This window comes from Streptomyces sp. NPDC086787, assembly GCF_044745865.1.
Classification (GTDB): Bacteria; Actinomycetota; Actinomycetes; order Streptomycetales; family Streptomycetaceae; genus Streptomyces.
This window is the reverse complement of sequence record NZ_JBIVBC010000009.1, coordinates 108,756-124,101: the sequence shown is the minus strand read 5'-3', so window position 1 is coordinate 124,101 and position 15,346 is coordinate 108,756. Positions and strand designations below refer to the sequence as shown.

Genomic DNA, 15,346 nt, shown 5'->3' with positions numbered 1-15,346 from the left:
CCCGTTTCCCGGCGCTCGCCGCGTCCAGCGCCTTCGACTCGCCCAGCAGCGACAGGAACGGACGCACCGTGGCGTACCGGTTCGCGAGCGCGGCCCGCATCGCGACCTCGGCCGAGTCTTCGTCCTCGGTCTGGAACGGGTCCTGGGACCGCGGTTGCAGCACCCTGCCGTCCTGGCCCTCGCTGGAGCGGTTCGGCTCACCGGCACAGATACGCAAGGCGGGCCATCGGCGGCTGGTTACGTTGCTGCGGCCGAAGGCGCCGAGGGGGGCCGAGCGGCTGGTCGAGGAGATCTTCACCGCGCTGGACGAGCAGACCGTCACCGTTCCGGGGACCGAAGCGGCCGCGTTGATCGTCCCGAGTCTGGCCGGATCGCTCGCCGCCGTGCTCGATCAGTGCAAGCTGCCGGCCGGGCGGATCGAGGAACTGCTGGAGGACCACCCTCTTTCGAAGGTCCTGACGTCCATGCCGGGCGTCGGCGTCAGGACCGGAGCCAGGATCCTGATCGAGGTCGGCGACGGCAGCACCTTCCCGACCACCGGCCACCTCGCCGCCTACGCAGGACTCGCACCCGCGACCCGCAGTTCCTACGACAAGAAGATCGCCCAGGGAAAGCACCACACCCAGGACCTGCTCTGCCTCGCCCGCCGCAGGGCCGACGTCCTGTTCGCGATGCTCCGCGACGGAACCTTCTATGAACCGCAGCCGTCGGCCGCAGTCACCTGACCTGCGGGTCTGCGAGGAGGACGACTCGATCGGCCTCGACGTCGAAGCCGATCACCGGATGGCCATCGTCGCCCTCCGGGTCCATCCGCACGGGCTTGCCCAGCCGTCGGCCGATCTCCCGGAGGAAGTCGCAGAACACATCCAGTCGCTCCTGGCCCTGCAACTCCCGCAGGTCGACGTCGAAGTCGACTTCATCGGCAGCATGGAAGCGGAAGATCGCCAATACATCTGCAGTCGGCCAGACCCGCAGTTCCGGGCACTCGGCATCCGCCGGGCGGGACAGCACGGCCTTCGCCCGGGGCACTGGAAACACCGTCTCTCCCTCGGAGTACTGGCACTTCCAGCCCTTCTCCGCGACAAGATCAAGGACCGTCTGCCAGTCCTCCACCGAGGTATCCGGGACACGCACGTCCGGCAGCGACCCCATCAAGTCAGGGTCGAAGGAGCACTTCACGTCATCCCACAGCAGATCAGCCACCCCGCCATGCTGCCCCGGCTCGCCGACTCGACGCACCCCCGTTTCCCTAGACCAAAGACATAGGGGCACCCCCGGCCGGTGGCCCGTCCGGTGCGGGTATCGGACGGACCACCGGCAACGGCGGCGGAGAAGCTGGACGCCCGGCGTCCCGTTCCCGGCCGACGCGCGATGCGATCGCGCGCCGGTCAGCGCTTGGTGATGGCCACGTGCCGGATGTTCACGGGCAGGTTCGGGAAGCCGTCGCCGGGGCTGTTCTGGTCGTCCTCGCCGCCCGCCGCAATCTTCTGCAGGACGTCGAGCCCGACTGTGACCCGGCCGAACGGCGTGTAGTTGGGCGAGAGCTTGGTGTCCTTCCAAACGAAGAAGAACTGGCTGCCGTTGGTGTTCGGACCGGCGTTGGCCATGGCGACCGTTCCGGCGGGATAGGTGGCGCCTTCCAGGTTCTCGTCCGGGAACGAGTAGCCGGGGCCACCGCTGCCGGTACCGGTTGGGTCGCCGCACTGCAGCACGAAGATCCGCTGCGTGGTGAGCCGGTGGCAGTGGCTGCGGTCGAAGTAGTTGTGCTCGGCCAGGAACCGGAACGAAAGGGTGGTGCACGGGGCCTTGTCGGTCAACGCCTTGAAGGTGACGGAGCCCTGGCTGGTCCGCAGCGTCGCACTGTACGGCTTCGCGGCCTTCTTCGCGTCGAAGACGGGGAGTCCCTTGAAATTGTCTGCGGGGACCGCCGAGGTGTAGGTGCAGGCGGCGGCGGTCGTCGCGTCGCTGACGGCAGGCGGCCGGGCGACGGCGACGGCACTGGACAGCACCAGCGGCAAGGTGGTCAGGGCTGTTAAGGAGACCCAGGACGTGCGCTTCACGTGGCAGCCTTCCGGAGAAGTTGGCGCGGACCTGTCATACCTGCCCTATCGGGCCGGGACCATGCTTCCCACGGATGACGCCCACACATGGCACCGGCACCGGCACCGCGCCGGACGACCGACCAGCGCAAGGCGTTCGGTGACGTCACCCAGCCGCCCAGCCGCCCAGCCGCCCAGCCGCGCGGCCTCCTCGGCGCCTTACGCCGCGTCAGGGTGACCAAGGGGCCGCCGCCTGCCTTGCGGATCCGGTCGGCGACCCGAACCGCGCTTGCCCTGGAAGACCTGGTCCTCGTCTTCGGTGATCTGGCCCGATTCGTTTGCGGTCTCAGGTGACCTGGCCCGCCATTCTCCTAAGTTGACGCCAGGACTCGGTCGAGCGCCGCCCGCCCCGCGGGTCCCCAAGCCGGCTTGCCGCCTGGCAGGCCCCGCTCCCCGGCCCGACCCATGAGGATGAGGAAAAGGCTCTTCGCGGCAGCCAACCCCCGTGCGCGCCGGATCATCGCCTCGTCCGCGTGTGCGTACGCGTCGAGGAACCGTGCGTCCGCGCCTGCGGGAAGGAGCACCCAGGCAGCGGCGAGATCGACCGCCGGATCACCGGCACACATGTCACCGAAGTCGATCACGCCCGAGAGTGTCCCGTCCGAGACGACGACGTTCGCTGGATGAAGGTCGCCGTGCAGCCATACAGGCGGGCCCTCCCAATCGCGAGCCGCAACGGCCTCGTCCCATACGTCCCGGACGCCCCACAGGTCAGCCGCATCGCCCACGGAAGCAACTTCCTTGAGTCCCTCTTCGAAACCGTCTGAGAGCGTTTTGAGAGGAACACCGCGATCCTGACTGACCGGTGCGTCTGTGGGCGCCTTCACATGGAGTGCCCGGAGGAAGCCCGCCAAGGTATCGGCAGCGCTGCCGTGGCTGATCGGGGCGCGGTCGGCTGGTTCGCCGGAAACCCATGTCGCGATGGTCCATGGCCGCGGGAAGCGTGCGGACGGTTCACCGATCCGCACGGGGGTCGGGACCGGAAGGGGTAGACGCGGGGCCAGGACGGGCAGCCACCGGTGCTCTTTGCGAAGGAGGGACGGCGCACGCTCCGTGCGCGGCATGCGCACCGCCAATTCGTCTCCGAGACGCCACAGTTGGTTGTCCCAACCGCCGGTCACCTCGCGCACGTCCAAGCCCGCAAGGTCGGGATGCTGCTCACGCACCAGAGAGCGCACCAAGTTCTCATCGATCTCGAAGCTGTCCATGATTACGAGAGTCCGTCCCTCAGCCCTTGCCGAAGTGCACCGCGGGGAAGGCGCCCGCTGCCCTGAGAGTTCTGGAGAAGCCGCCGGCCAGTTCGGTGAGGCGTGCGGTGGCGGCCGGGCCGAGGTGGTCGTACGGGGCGGCGTCGAGGCGGTCGGTGAGCACCTCGGCCTCACCGCGCAGGACCGAGCCCGCCTGTGTGAGGTCTCCTGCTTCGTCCAGCAGGCCGCGCACGCGCAACTGGTCCCGGGTGGCGTCCCATTGCTGCGCGGACCAGCCTCGGGTCCGCATGAACAGTGCCGATGTCGGTGCCGTGCCGGTGGCGTTGTGCAGCACCAGCGCCTCGATGCCGGACAGGCCGGCTACAGACAGGGCGGCGAGGTGGCCGTCGCCCCGGTGCTCGCGCAGCAGCGTCGCGGCGTGCCACAGGGCCAGGTGTGGCTCCTCGGGCACCGGGAGGTCGGCGTGCGCGGCGTACAGCGGGCGCGCCTCGCGGCGGCACGCCTCGGTGGCGCGCAGCGCCAGTCCGGCTGCCTCGGCGATCTCCTTCGACGCGAGAACCTCCTGCCCGAGCTGTCGCCGCAGCATCCCGTCCACGCCGCGCAGTAGCGCGGCGAGTACCGCCTCTGGTGTGGTGACCGTCCATGCGGCGGGGATGTACCGCTTCACGTGATCGTGGTTGAAGTTGTAGAACGTCGCGGTGACCGTGCTCGCGCCGACCGTGCCGAGCGGGGCGGCGCGGCCCGCGTAGTAGGACATGGCTCCTCGCTCCAGTCCGAGCGCCGCGAGTTCGTCCTGCCGCTCCGGTGCGAAGTACATGGCTGCGTGCAGGGGGCTGACGGCGTTGTGGCAGTGGCGGCCTGTGCTCGCCTCGAAGGAAGTCATGTGGTGGCTCCGGTGTCGGTGACCAGGTGTGGCGGTGCGGTCGGATGCGCGAGACGCATCAGGCTTCTCTGGCGTGCTTGTCGTGGGGGCGGTCGGTCAGTCCGGCCGCGGTCTGCGTGAGGTGCTGGGCCAGGACCTCGGCTGCGGTGTCGGCGTCGCGGGCAAGCGCGGCCTCTTCGAGCCGGCGATGTTCCAGAGCGCCGTCCCGGTCGGGGTTGCGGTGCGCCGACCAGCGGCGGGCCAGCTCGCTCGCGGTCCACATCCGGTCGAAGGTCTCCAGCAGGACGGGGTTGCCGCACCCCTCCAGCAGGGTCCGGTGGAAGACCCGGTGGGCCTCGGCCCATGCGTCGGTGTAGTGCTCACCCTCCTCCGGCGCGTACGCCGGGGTGCGGGCCAGACGATGGTGGGCTGCTCGTACTCGGGCCTCCCAGTCGACGTCGCCGCGTTCGATGGACATGCGCAGTACGACCGGTTCGATGCTGCGGCGGGCCTCCGCGATTTCCTGCCAGCGGCGGTCGGAGAAGGCCGGGACGGCGAAGCCGCGGTTGCGCAGCCGGTCGGCGAGGCCCTCGCCGACCAACCGCACGAGCGCCTCTCGCACGACGGCCAGGCTTACGCCCTGCTCCTTGGCGAGGTCCTGGGGCTTGAGGGCGTCACCGGGGGCGTGGTCCCCGCGCATGATCGCGTCCCGCAGGTGTGTGAAGACCTGCTCGGAGAGCATCTGCTTCCCCGTCGATGGCGCGGTGGAGGTCGTCTGACTCATGTCTGCATCATAGACGATCGGATAGATAATCGATTATTGATGCTATGGTCGATCTCGATGGCGGGTGAAGCGCGATGGCAGTGCCTCCCTGGCGCCGCTGGGGGCCCCGGAGGCCGCAGCACCGACACTCCACTCGACTCCACTCCACAGCACGACACGAAAGGAACGACGCCATGCGCGCCAACAACCCCTTCGCCCGACTCCCCGAGACGGCCTCCTTCACTGTTGTCAGCACCACCGTCACCGACGGCGCCGCCTGGCCGATCGAGCAGCACTCCGGCCTCTTCGGTGTCCCCGGAGGGAAGGACATCTCCCCACAGCTGTCCTGGAGCGGCGCTCCGGAAGGCACCAGGAGTTACGCCGTCACCGTCTACGACCCCGACGCCCCCACCGGCTCCGGATTCTGGCACTGGGCGGTCGCCGACATCCCCGCCACCGTCACCGAACTGCCCGAAGGCGCCGGCGACGACACCGGCTCGGGCCTGCCCGAGGCCGCCTTCCAACTGCCCAACGACGCCCGCGCGGCCCGCTACATCGGCGCCGCCCCGCCGGCCGGTCACGGCCCGCACCGCTACTTCATCGTGGTGCACGCCCTCGACGTCGACACCATTGGCGTCCCCACCGACGCCACCCCAGCCGTCCTCGGCTTCACCATGGCCGGCCACATCCTCGGCCGCGCGGTTCTGACCGCCACTGCCGAAACCCCCGCCTGACGAACGAGTGGGCCGCGGGCGCCCGAAGTCGAGGGCTCCCGGCGGGATGTCAGGCGACCTCGACGATGAGCGCGGCTCCCTTGACGAGGTCACCGACTTGGGCGTGGTTCGGCCGGCCGATACAGTCCAGCGTCACGTGCGCGGGGGTGTCGTCGTGGTCGGCGATGCGGTCCGCGGCGACCGAAGGGAGCTGGCGAAGTGGTGCGGAAGACGCCCGGCTCGACGACCATCGACTGGATCCTGAACGCGGCCATCTCAAGGGACAGCGTCTCTTTTCCGGATTCCCTGTTGCCGTAATTCGAGTGTGCCCGTCCGCTGCAGAGCCTTGAAAGTTACGGTATTCCTGCGTGCCCCGCACCTAGGACGCCGAGGCGTACATCCGGGCGGGACAGCGAATTCTGAGCAGCGTTTCCAATGAGCCCAGGACCATCGGATCAGACACCTCGCCGTGCTGCCTTCCGACTCAGGCGCCGTGTGCGGGATTCTGCCGGTGAGGCGCTTCGGGTGCGGTGAGGGAACCAAGCAGGTCCAGTCCGTCGGCGGAGGGCGATCCCGGCTCGGCCTGCAGGATGATGAGTTGCTGTCCCGGGGTGCTGCGGATGTTGAGGGCCTCGTGGCGCAGCTCCAGTTCTCCCACGACGGAGTGGTACATCTGCTTTACGTCGTAGGGCGGAACCCGGGGGTAATCGCGTGCCCACAAGGCTCGGAACTCGCGGCTACGCACCGACAGTTCGCCGACGAGTTCCAGGACGCGGGCATCGTCGGGAGCGCCGGCCGCGGTCTGCTGCAGGTCGGCGACCGCACGATGCCTGGCCCGCTCCGGATTCCGGTAGAAGGACTTCGCCGCAGGGTCCAGGAAGAGCATGCGCAGCACGTTGTCGTGCTGTGCGAAGTCACCGTAGAGGGCATCGGTCAACGCGTTGGTGGCCAGCAGGTCCTGGGCGTGCCCGACGATGAAGGCAGGTGTTCTGGTCCAGCTTTCGATCAATTGCCGCAGGTGCGGGCGGATCCGTTCGATCCGGACGGGGGACTTGGGGCGGCGGGCTGTCGGCCGGCCCAACCTAAGGAGCTCCTCCCTGTCCTGATCACCGAGTTGCAGCGCGCGGGCAAGAGCCTCCAGCACCCGGGGAGAGGGACCGAGTTCACGGCTCTGCTCGAGTCGGCTGTAGTAGCTCAGGCTGACACCTGCGAGTGTCGCGACCTCGTCACGTTGCAGACCGGGCACCCTTCGCCGACGCGCGCCGGACGGGGACAATCCCGCTGCGGCAGGGCTGAGGCTTTCTCTGCGGGAGCGGAGGAACTGGCCCAGCCCTCCAACCGGGTCAGGGTGCGTTGCGTTGTCCATCCTGCCAAGGTAGGCGGAAAACGTCGGGCACGGTTCGGCCGATGGTGGGTGCGTTACACCCAGGACTGCGGGTTCCCCGAGGGAAATCGTGCGATGGACCGCAGCAAGTCATGGCAGGGGCAGACTGCTACCCTTCGTGAATCTCACGCTACGTGGCGCCATATTGAGCCACCGACATTTCTTGCCGACTGGAAACCATCTAGCCTTGCCGCATGAGCAATGGGACACGTTTGGGTGTCTTCCTCCGAGCCCGCCGGGAAGCCCTGAAGCCACAAGACGTCGGTCTGCCGGAATACGGGCGACGCCGGGTTCCGGGACTGCGCAGAGAGGAAATCGCGCTGCTCGCCGGAGTGAGCGCCGACTACTACAGCCGTCTGGAGCAGGGCCGTGAGAACAGCCCGTCCCCGCAGGTTCTCGACGCCGTGGCGCAGGCGCTGAAACTGGACGCGGAGGCCACCGACCATCTCAACCGCCTCCGGCTCGCTGCCTCGCAACGGCCGCGCGACTGGGGTGAGGCGGACGTCAGCCAGCAGTTGTTGCAGCTGATGGACGGATGGGAGCACACGCCGGCCTTCGTCGTTGGCCCAGCCCTCGACATCATGGCGGCCAACTCACTCGCCACGGCCCTCCACAGCGGGTTCGAGGATTTCGACAACCTCGCCCGCATGGTGTTCGTCGACCCAGCTGGGCGCGAGTTCTACCAGGAATGGAAGCGAGCTGCCCACTCCTGTGTCGCTGAGATCAGGGCCGCCTACGGACACCACCCCGAATCCGCGCGCATCGCCGAAGTCGTAGCAGAACTGTCCGCGCAGAGCGAGGAGTTCGCCGAACTCTGGAAGCTGCACGACGTCAAGGGCAAGTCCCAGGAGGGCAAGCACCTCAAGCATTCCCAGGTCGGAGACCTGTACATCAAATTCGCCGCGTTCACTGTCAACGGTGCCCCACACCAGCAACTGGTGGTCTACCAAGCCGAACCTGCCAGCCCGACGGCAGCCGCCTTCGAGACACTGAGGGCCATGGGCACCCGCCCGCAGCACACCCAAGCAGTCGTGCCCGTGGTCGACCTTGCCGGCGACGAGCACGATCGGCGTACATGAGCGAGTAGCGGGAGGCCGGGCTGCGTGGCATGGTCATCGCACGTCGACGTAGTCCGTGGCCATGGGGCTCTTCAGATACTGGTCGTCTATGTTGCGGTTCAGGGCGACCGCCCAAGTGCCGTCCTGGGCGTCCTTGAGGGTGATGTTGCGGATTCGGCCCTTGGAGTCGGTGCTCAGGTCGCTGTCGTAGCGGTAGGCGGAGGCTCCGCGAGGCCGGAAGTACAGGGCGGGGCTGGCGTCGGCGAGCGGCTTCCAGGTGGTACCCGTGAAGTACTGGAGCGTGCCCTTGAGGTGGATGAAGCCGTTTTTGCGGACCGGTTCGGGGGAGACGTCGAACCCAGTGATCCGGGTGGGGTAGCGGCGCAAGTGGACGGGCTTGGTGGTGCTGCTCGCGAGGTCGGGGTTACCGCTGAAGCGGGCACGCCAGTAAGCGTTGTTCGGCGCGGTGAACGATGCGCTGAAATCCTCCTGGAAGTTGGGCTTGTTGCGCTTGATCCTCACTGGGATTGTGGACGCGGACTTCCAGCCGGTCTTGCCGTCCTTGGAGTATTCGATGCTGACGGCGGTGTTGGACGGCCAGTGGGCGCGGGAATCGCTGTACAACATGTATCCCGAGACGTGAAGCCTGGAGTCGTCGCCGAGTGTGGCGTCCATGGTGAGGTCGGTCGTGTATGCCACGTGGAGGCTGAAGGGCTGGGTGGCGGGCTGCAGGAACGGTGTTTCGCCGAGTACGAGTTGGCTCGTCGGCAACGGTTCCTCCGAGGGAACGCGCAGGGTGTAGAACCCGCTGTCGTCCGTGGTGGCCGTCCCCCCGAAGCCGCCCTGCGAGGAGCCGGTACCCATGAGGCTGAGCGACGTGTGCGGCAGTGGCTGCCAGCCGTTCGCCGTCTGGATCTCCGCACGGCCGGTAACCGTACCCGTCGTGCCCTGGCGCAGGTTGAGGGCGTGTGTGTTCACCGTGAACCGCGTCGGGGCCTGCACGGGGTGCATGTGCTGCACGGGCGAGTTCAGGACGATCGCCCCGGGGTAGGCGCTGGAGGCTTGTGGCCACGCCGTCATGTCGGCCCAGTGCAAGGTGGGGACGAACGAGAAGGTGAAGTGCCCGTCGGCGCCGGTCTGCGTGTTGAACCTGCCGAATGGAGAGGTGCCCTGGGAGGTGATCAGGACCGGCGCGTTGGCGACCGGCACTGGGCTGTCGGGCGTCCGTGGGTCTTCGGCGAGTTCGGTACCGCTGACGGTCACCTTCTGATGGAAGAAGTCCGGCCTGGCCGGCGCCACCGTGAGGCCCGAGACCGTGACAATGGTCTGGTACTCCAGTGTCCACCGTGACACGGCGCCGGTGACCGTGGCACCGGAGGAGTCCTCCATGTCGACGGTTATCCGGTACTCACCGAGTTCCGCCAGGTGGACCGGTGCCCGCCAGACTCCGGACCGGCCGTCCGTGCCGGACTGCTGGGTGAAGTCATCGGTGAACCCGGCCTCGGGCGCGCCGTCCTGGGCGTCGACGGGGGTGAAGTGGGCGGTGATACGGGTGATCGGATTGTCCGAGTGAGCGGTGACGAAGACCATTCCGGGAAAGTCGTACCAGGCGTCTGCGGCATCCAGGACAGGTCCACCGCCTGGGGTGGCGTCGGCACGGGCCGGCGCGGACCCGTTGAACATCGAGACGGCCAGCGCCGTGACAGTGACGGTCGAAACCAGAGCAGTACGTCGCACGGTGGTGTCCCCCCACAGGATCACATGGCCCCGGCTCAGGAGGCCTTTCCGGTACCCGTCCCGACGTCACCGTTCGTCCGGTATGGATCGTGACCGAGTGATCAATGAATATAGCGACTGGGTCGAACACCTGGTCGCCGAGGGGCGTGACTGTTCAACGAGCCATGAGGGGGGTCAACTTGCGGTCTGGCGGCGCACGTCGGCTGCTGGCGATGCCCTTTAATGATCATCCTCAGTCAGGGATTCCCCTTACGATGCCCTGATTGCGGCGCACGCCAGGTGCGCCGTGCAGAGGGGGAACATGTTCATGGGGAACAGACGTGGCGTGCGCGCCGGATGGAGAACCGCAGCTGTACTGATCGCCGGCGTCATGGGCGTTCCGCTGCTGTCGGCCACGCCGGCTGTGGCTCTGCACGGAGCGGTGCCCGGTGACTTCAACGGTGACGGCTACCGCGATGCCGTGCTGCCCGCGCCGGGGGCGAACGTCGCCGGCAAGGAGGGTGCCGGGGCCGTGGTCGTGCTGTACGGATCGAGGTCGGGGCTGTCGACGGCCAGGCGGGCGACCATCACGCAGAACACCGCAGGGGTACCGGACACGGCCGAGCCGCACGACGGCTTCGGCACCGCCACCGCGACGGCCGACCTGAACCGGGACGGTTATGCCGATCTCGTGGTCTCCGCCCCGTACGAGGACACCGCGAAGGGCAGGGACGCCGGCACGGTGACGGTCCTGTGGGGCAGCAAGAAGGGGCTGACGTCCGGCACGGACCTGCCGGCGACCACTCCCCGCAGCTACTACTACGGCCTCGACGTGGCAGCGCTGAGCACCGGCCCCGGTGCGAGGACGGAGGTGCTCGTCGCCGGGTACGAAGGGGTCATGCGTTTCACGGGGCCGTTCAGCAACCGCGGCACCTACGGCCGGGCCGTGGCGAACCAGGAGACCCCTTCCGTCGGAGCCGTCGCGTTGGGCGACTTCGACCAAGACGGCTCCCCGAACGGGGTGGCTCTCACCCTCCGGCTGAGCGGCCTGAGCGGCGGCGAGGTGTACATCGACCCCGTCTACGGAGGCGCACAGCAGCTGGGCAACGGCCTGCACGCAGTCACCGGGGACATCAACGGCGACGGATACACCGATCTCGTGGTCGGAGACCCGGACGACCCGAACCTCGCCGGAGCCGACGGTGCGCTCGGCGGCAGGGTGCTGCTCTGGTACGGCTCGGCGAACGGCATCGCGCGGGACGCGAAACCGGTGCAGCTCACACAGAACACGCCCGGTGTCCCGGACTCGAGTGAGAGCGGAGACAACTTCGGCGCTGCTCTCGCGGTGGCCGACCTCAACGGAGACAAGGTGGCGGACATCGTCATCGGTTCACCACTGGAGGACACGAGCAGGACGAACGCCGGGCAGGTCACGGTCATCCCCGGCCGCCGCACCGGGGCCCTGGGCAGCGGCTCCTACGCCTTCACGCAGAACACCGCCGACATCCCCGACACCGACGAGACCGAGGACTCGTTCGGTACGACCGTGGCCGTCGGAGACCTCAACAAGGACGGCAAACCGGAACTCCTCATCACCGCCGCGGGGGAGAACTCCTTCACCGGCGCGGTCTGGATCCTCCCCGGCGGCAGCAACGGCCCCACCGCCAAGCGCAGCCACGTGCTCACCGCCCCGTCCGTCGGCCTCCCGCAGAAGGAGAACACCCTCCTCGGCAGCAACGGACTCCTCGGAGTCATCTGACCCGGACATCAGTGCCCCGGGGACCGCTGGGCTCGTGCGCCGGCCGGTCCTCGGGAACGGGGTCCGGCTTGGCCGCGGTCCCGCTTCCGGTCTCGGCGTTTGCGACGGTCGTAGTCGGCGGTGCACCGACGCACTGACGGATGGACCCCCGCACCCCTACTGGCCCTACTGCCCCGGCCCCCACTGCTGTCCCACTGGTCGGTTACCCTGCGGTATTCGGTGTCCGAAGGGCTGGACGCCGTCTTCTGACCTGTGGGGGGTCCCTGGATGCGCATTTCGCGCGCACATCGGCCTGCCGCCATACGTGCGGCAGGCATACTTCTGATCGTCACCGGCCTGGGCGCCGGGCCGCTGGCCGCGGCGGGGCCGGCTTTCGCCGACGGAGTCACCGTCGGGCAACTGACCACCGGGCACGACGGCAGGCTGTCCGTCGCCCTGTCCGCCGGCGGTGAAGCGCTGTGGGTGAAGGTGAGCGTCCGCGCGTCCGCCGCGCCGGACGCGGCCGTGCTGGCGTCGACCGACGACCTGACGTACTCCGTGCAGGGTGACTGGTCCACCGAGCGGGTGCTGAGCCTGCCCCAGGGCACGGCCTACGGCGACTACCCGGTGGACATCGACTACCGGATGCCCGGTGGCACCGTCCAGCACTGGGAGGGCGCCGAACACGGCGTCTCGGGGCTGTTCCACTACCGCCTGCACACCGACATCGCCAAGGTCGGCTTCGACCGCGCGTCCATCGACTACGACCACCGCGAGGTCGTGCTGAGCGGCACCGCCACCGTGTTCGACCCGGCCACCGGAAACACCCGCCCGGCCGACGCGGGCACCCGGGTGAGGGTCGCCTGGAGCTCGTTCCGCGACGGCACCTGGTACAGGCCGTCGGAGACCGTCGTCACCGATGCCTCCGGGGCCTTCGAGCTGAAGATCGCCTCTGGTGGGACGGTCCAGTACGGCACCATTGCCGTCCTCCCGGCCGAGGGCACTGTCCCGGGGCCGGCTCGCGAGCTGCCGTCGGTTGACGTCGTACCGCTGACATACCGGATCACCGGTGAGGCGTCCAACACGCGCGTCCACAGCGGCAAGACGTTCACCATGAGCGGCGGGGTCCAGCGTCTCGGCCCGGACGGCTGGGTGCCGTTCGCCGGGGCGCCCGTCGTCACCACCGACCGCCGGCCCGATGCCTGGGACCACAATCTGACCGGGGTCATGGGCCGCGGCACCTCCGCCGCTGACGGCTCCTTCTCCTACGACGTGACGGCGACCTACACAACCCATCACTACACCTTTGTCGCGCCCTCGGACTACCTGAGGGAAGCCGGCTCGGTCCAGGACGACGTCACCGTTCCCAGGGCCGCCAAGCTGGACAAGGTCAGGATCGGCCTGGACGCCTACGGCGCCGTCACCGCCACCGGCCACCTGCTGCCCGACTGGACCTGCGCGGACCAGTCGGTGTCGCTCCAGTACTCCGCGAACGGGCGGAGCGGCTGGCAGAACGTCGCCTCCGCCAAGGCGGAAGGCGGCACCGCCGGGTACTGCCCCTTCACCGTGCGGGGCCGCGCGCCCCGAGACTCCGGCTACTACCGGCTGGCGCACACGGAGAGCCCGACCCTGCTCGGCGTCACCTCCCCGGTGGTCAAGCTTGCCCGGGTGGCCACCCGCTTCGCGTCCTTCGACATGACGCCGAACGCGCCCCGCCTGAACGGTCCGCTGACCGCCAAGGGCACCGTGCAGTACAAGTCCGGCGCCAAGTGGGTGGCCTACAAGGGCGCGAACGTCACCGTACTGTTCCGGCCCAAGGGCGAGAGCGAGTGGTACTGGACCGTCAAGGGCAAGACCGACAGCCACGGCAGATTCAGCCTGAAGACCAAGGCCTACCAGGACGGCACGTGGGCCGTGGTCTACGCCCCCGACGCGAAGCACTTCTACAGCGAGTCGAAGACGGAGTACGTCAATGCCCGCTAAGCGCGTATCCCTCAGCCTGACCACCGCGCTCGCCGTGGTCACGGCGCTGACCGGCGCCGCGCCCGCCTTCGCCGACAACGCGGGCCCGATCGGCATCGGCACCGCCCGCACGGTCTCGGGCGAGCACGGCGACTTCACCGTCCCGGCGTGGACGGACGCCGCGGGCGCCTCGCTCTCCTCCGTCACGGCCACCATCCGTGACGAGGATGGCGTCGTGGCAGGCCCGCTGGCCCTCACCGGGCAGAACGGGCACTGGTCGCTGCCCGACGACGAGCTGCTGAAGCTCACCGAGGACGGCGGTCCGATGCCGCACCTCGGCCGCTACGCGATCGACATCACCGCCGCGGACGACCAGGGCCACACCGCGACCCGTACCGGTGCCGGCGCGCTGGACTTCACCCTCCGGCCGGAGTTCGTCGCCGACGACGGCGGCTTCGGCGCCCTCGCCCAGTCCGTCGTCCCGGACTTCGAGCACCCGGACACCGCCGTCACCGGACGCCTCGTCGGCGTCCAGCCAGGCAGCCGCGACCTGGTGCCGCTGGACGGCCGGACGGTCGAGGTCGTCCGCGACACCGACAGGTCGGCGGCAGCCGACGGCACCCGGTCGCTCACCACTGACACCGACGGCCGCTTCACCACCGGGGACTTCACGGTCACCGGCGCCACATCCGTGACAGCCCGGTTCTCCGAGGACTCCACCGACGCCCACGGCACGGCGGACGCCGTCCGGGGCGTGAACATCCAGCGCAGGGCCGTGTATGTCACGGCCTCCGCCGACCGCACCCGGGTACTTCCCGGCCAGACGGTCACCGTCTCGGGTGTCGTGCGGACCGGCACCGCCGCGAACTCCCCGGTGGTGACCGGGGCGTCGGTGGTCGTCGGGCTGGACAAGTACCACGGAGGAAAGTCTCTGACCCTCACCGCCGGAGCCGACGGCCGCTTCACCGCCGAGCTGTCCCCGGCCGCGAGCAGCCACTCCGTCGAGTGGTACGCGATGCCGAGCGGGCCCTTCCTGTACGGCGGCGACGCCACCGGCCCACTGGCAGTGCCGGCGGAAGGCGTATTCCGCAAGGTGAGCTCCTCGCTCTCCGCGAACGGCCGGGTCACGGTGTCCGGCCGGCTCGGGGAGACGTACGGCGTCGGCGACCTCGCCACCGACGAGCCCGTCCTCCTGGAGTACTCACATGACGGCCGGACCGGCTGGACGAAGCTCGCCACTCTCACCGCCCACAGCTCCGGATCCGGCTCCGGTCCCGCTCAGTTCACGATGAGTGCGTGGGGCTACTCCGACGGCTACTACCGGGTGCACCACCTGGCCTCCGACGCGCTCGCGGAGGCCGCGAGCGCCCCGGTCCGGCTGCACCGCACCGAAACCCGCGTCGCCTCGATGAAAGCGTCCGCCACCAAGGTCCGCAAGAACACCGTGGTGACGGTCTCGGGCACGCTTCAGGAGTATCCGAGCACATCCTGGAGGGCGTACAAGGGCCAGCACGTCGAGCTGTTCTTCCAGAAGAAGGGCTCGAAGCAATGGACCTACCTCGCCTCCGGAACGACCGACTCGGCGGGCAGGGTCAAGCTCAAGGGCAAAGCGACCGTCGACGGTGTCTGGCTGATCCAGTACTTCGGTGACGCCACGCACTTCAACAGCGACGGGAACCCGGTCTTCGTCGACGTGCGCTGAGCCGAAGACTCCAGCCCCACGAGCGGCGGTGGCGGGCTTTCCCCCCGGCCACCGCCCGCCGCACAGACAGGGGGCCGAAGCCAATGCCAGTGGCTCGGCCCCCGCGGTCCGCGCGGGCACCGCCGAACCGATACGGCCCGC

12 protein-coding genes and 1 pseudogene are annotated in these 15,346 nt (G+C 68.9%); 6 read left to right on the top strand and 7 right to left on the bottom strand.

The window, feature by feature from the left end; all coding sequences use genetic code 11:
- Positions 1-100 precede the first annotated feature (100 nt).
- Positions 101-725, top strand: a pseudogene (locus ACIPK3_RS22005) (transposase); the annotation flags it as partial.
- Here ACIPK3_RS22005 and ACIPK3_RS22000 read toward each other — a convergent pair.
- From ACIPK3_RS22000 to ACIPK3_RS21980, 5 genes are all read right to left on the bottom strand, one after another.
- Complete coding sequence (locus ACIPK3_RS22000; protein ID WP_402572031.1) at positions 718-1,203, bottom strand: hypothetical protein; 486 nt, start codon at positions 1,201-1,203, stop codon at positions 718-720. The pseudogene ACIPK3_RS22005 and the gene ACIPK3_RS22000 sit on opposite strands and share 8 nt — an antisense overlap.
- Positions 1,204-1,388: 185 nt before the next feature.
- Positions 1,389-2,060, bottom strand: a complete 672-nt coding sequence (locus ACIPK3_RS21995) for a peptidylprolyl isomerase (RefSeq protein WP_402572030.1) — start codon at positions 2,058-2,060, stop codon at positions 1,389-1,391.
- Between the two features lie 350 nt (positions 2,061-2,410).
- Positions 2,411-3,307 (bottom strand): aminoglycoside phosphotransferase family protein, encoded by an 897-nt coding sequence (locus ACIPK3_RS21990; protein ID WP_402572029.1) that lies wholly within the window; start codon positions 3,305-3,307, stop codon positions 2,411-2,413.
- Positions 3,308-3,326: 19 nt separating this feature from the next.
- Complete coding sequence (locus ACIPK3_RS21985) at positions 3,327-4,190, bottom strand: hypothetical protein (protein WP_402572027.1); 864 nt, start codon at positions 4,188-4,190, stop codon at positions 3,327-3,329.
- Between the two features lie 58 nt (positions 4,191-4,248).
- Complete coding sequence (locus ACIPK3_RS21980; RefSeq protein ID WP_402572025.1) at positions 4,249-4,953, bottom strand: GntR family transcriptional regulator; 705 nt, start codon at positions 4,951-4,953, stop codon at positions 4,249-4,251.
- A gap of 173 nt (positions 4,954-5,126) precedes the next feature.
- On the opposite strand from ACIPK3_RS21980, the gene ACIPK3_RS21975 reads away from it, so the two are divergent.
- Positions 5,127-5,666, top strand: a complete 540-nt coding sequence (locus ACIPK3_RS21975; protein WP_402572024.1) for a YbhB/YbcL family Raf kinase inhibitor-like protein — start codon at positions 5,127-5,129, stop codon at positions 5,664-5,666.
- 463 nt (positions 5,667-6,129) lie between these two features.
- Here ACIPK3_RS21975 and ACIPK3_RS21970 read toward each other — a convergent pair whose 3' ends face one another.
- On the bottom strand, positions 6,130-7,011 hold the full coding sequence (locus ACIPK3_RS21970; RefSeq protein ID WP_402572022.1) for a helix-turn-helix transcriptional regulator: 882 nt from the start codon (positions 7,009-7,011) through the stop codon (positions 6,130-6,132).
- Positions 7,012-7,241: 230 nt separating this feature from the next.
- Between ACIPK3_RS21970 and ACIPK3_RS21965 the strand changes: the two genes are divergently transcribed.
- On the top strand, positions 7,242-8,108 hold the full coding sequence (locus tag ACIPK3_RS21965; RefSeq protein WP_402572021.1) for a helix-turn-helix transcriptional regulator: 867 nt from the start codon (positions 7,242-7,244) through the stop codon (positions 8,106-8,108).
- Between the two features lie 33 nt (positions 8,109-8,141).
- On the opposite strand, the gene ACIPK3_RS21960 is transcribed toward ACIPK3_RS21965, so the two are convergent.
- Positions 8,142-9,824 (bottom strand): hypothetical protein, encoded by a 1,683-nt coding sequence (locus ACIPK3_RS21960; protein ID WP_402572020.1) that lies wholly within the window; start codon positions 9,822-9,824, stop codon positions 8,142-8,144.
- A gap of 307 nt (positions 9,825-10,131) precedes the next feature.
- On the opposite strand from ACIPK3_RS21960, the gene ACIPK3_RS21955 reads away from it, so the two are divergent.
- From ACIPK3_RS21955 to ACIPK3_RS21945, 3 genes are all read left to right on the top strand, one after another.
- The gene (locus ACIPK3_RS21955; RefSeq protein WP_402572018.1) at positions 10,132-11,562 is read left to right on the top strand and encodes a VCBS repeat-containing protein; all 1,431 of its coding nucleotides are present in this window, start codon (positions 10,132-10,134) and stop codon (positions 11,560-11,562) included.
- Between the two features lie 267 nt (positions 11,563-11,829).
- Positions 11,830-13,524 (top strand): hypothetical protein, encoded by a 1,695-nt coding sequence (locus tag ACIPK3_RS21950; protein ID WP_402572016.1) that lies wholly within the window; start codon positions 11,830-11,832, stop codon positions 13,522-13,524.
- On the top strand, positions 13,514-15,205 hold the full coding sequence (locus tag ACIPK3_RS21945) for a hypothetical protein (RefSeq protein ID WP_402572015.1): 1,692 nt from the start codon (positions 13,514-13,516) through the stop codon (positions 15,203-15,205). The genes ACIPK3_RS21950 and ACIPK3_RS21945 overlap by 11 nt, the downstream gene beginning before the upstream one ends.
- The last annotated feature ends 141 nt before the right edge of the window (positions 15,206-15,346 follow it).

Coding starts and splice junctions, on each gene's coding strand:
- ACIPK3_RS21990 (WP_402572029.1), bottom strand. CDS start 3,307: ATGGACAGCTTCGAGATCGATGAGAACTTGGTGCGCTCTCTGGTGCGT.
- ACIPK3_RS21985 (WP_402572027.1), bottom strand. CDS start 4,190: ATGACTTCCTTCGAGGCGAGCACAGGCCGCCACTGCCACAACGCCGTC.
- ACIPK3_RS21980 (WP_402572025.1), bottom strand. CDS start 4,953: ATGAGTCAGACGACCTCCACCGCGCCATCGACGGGGAAGCAGATGCTC.
- ACIPK3_RS21975 (WP_402572024.1), top strand. CDS start 5,127: ATGCGCGCCAACAACCCCTTCGCCCGACTCCCCGAGACGGCCTCCTTC.
- ACIPK3_RS21970 (WP_402572022.1), bottom strand. CDS start 7,011: ATGGACAACGCAACGCACCCTGACCCGGTTGGAGGGCTGGGCCAGTTC.
- ACIPK3_RS21955 (WP_402572018.1), top strand. CDS start 10,132: ATGGGGAACAGACGTGGCGTGCGCGCCGGATGGAGAACCGCAGCTGTA.
- ACIPK3_RS21950 (WP_402572016.1), top strand. CDS start 11,830: ATGCGCATTTCGCGCGCACATCGGCCTGCCGCCATACGTGCGGCAGGC.
- ACIPK3_RS21945 (WP_402572015.1), top strand. CDS start 13,514: ATGCCCGCTAAGCGCGTATCCCTCAGCCTGACCACCGCGCTCGCCGTG.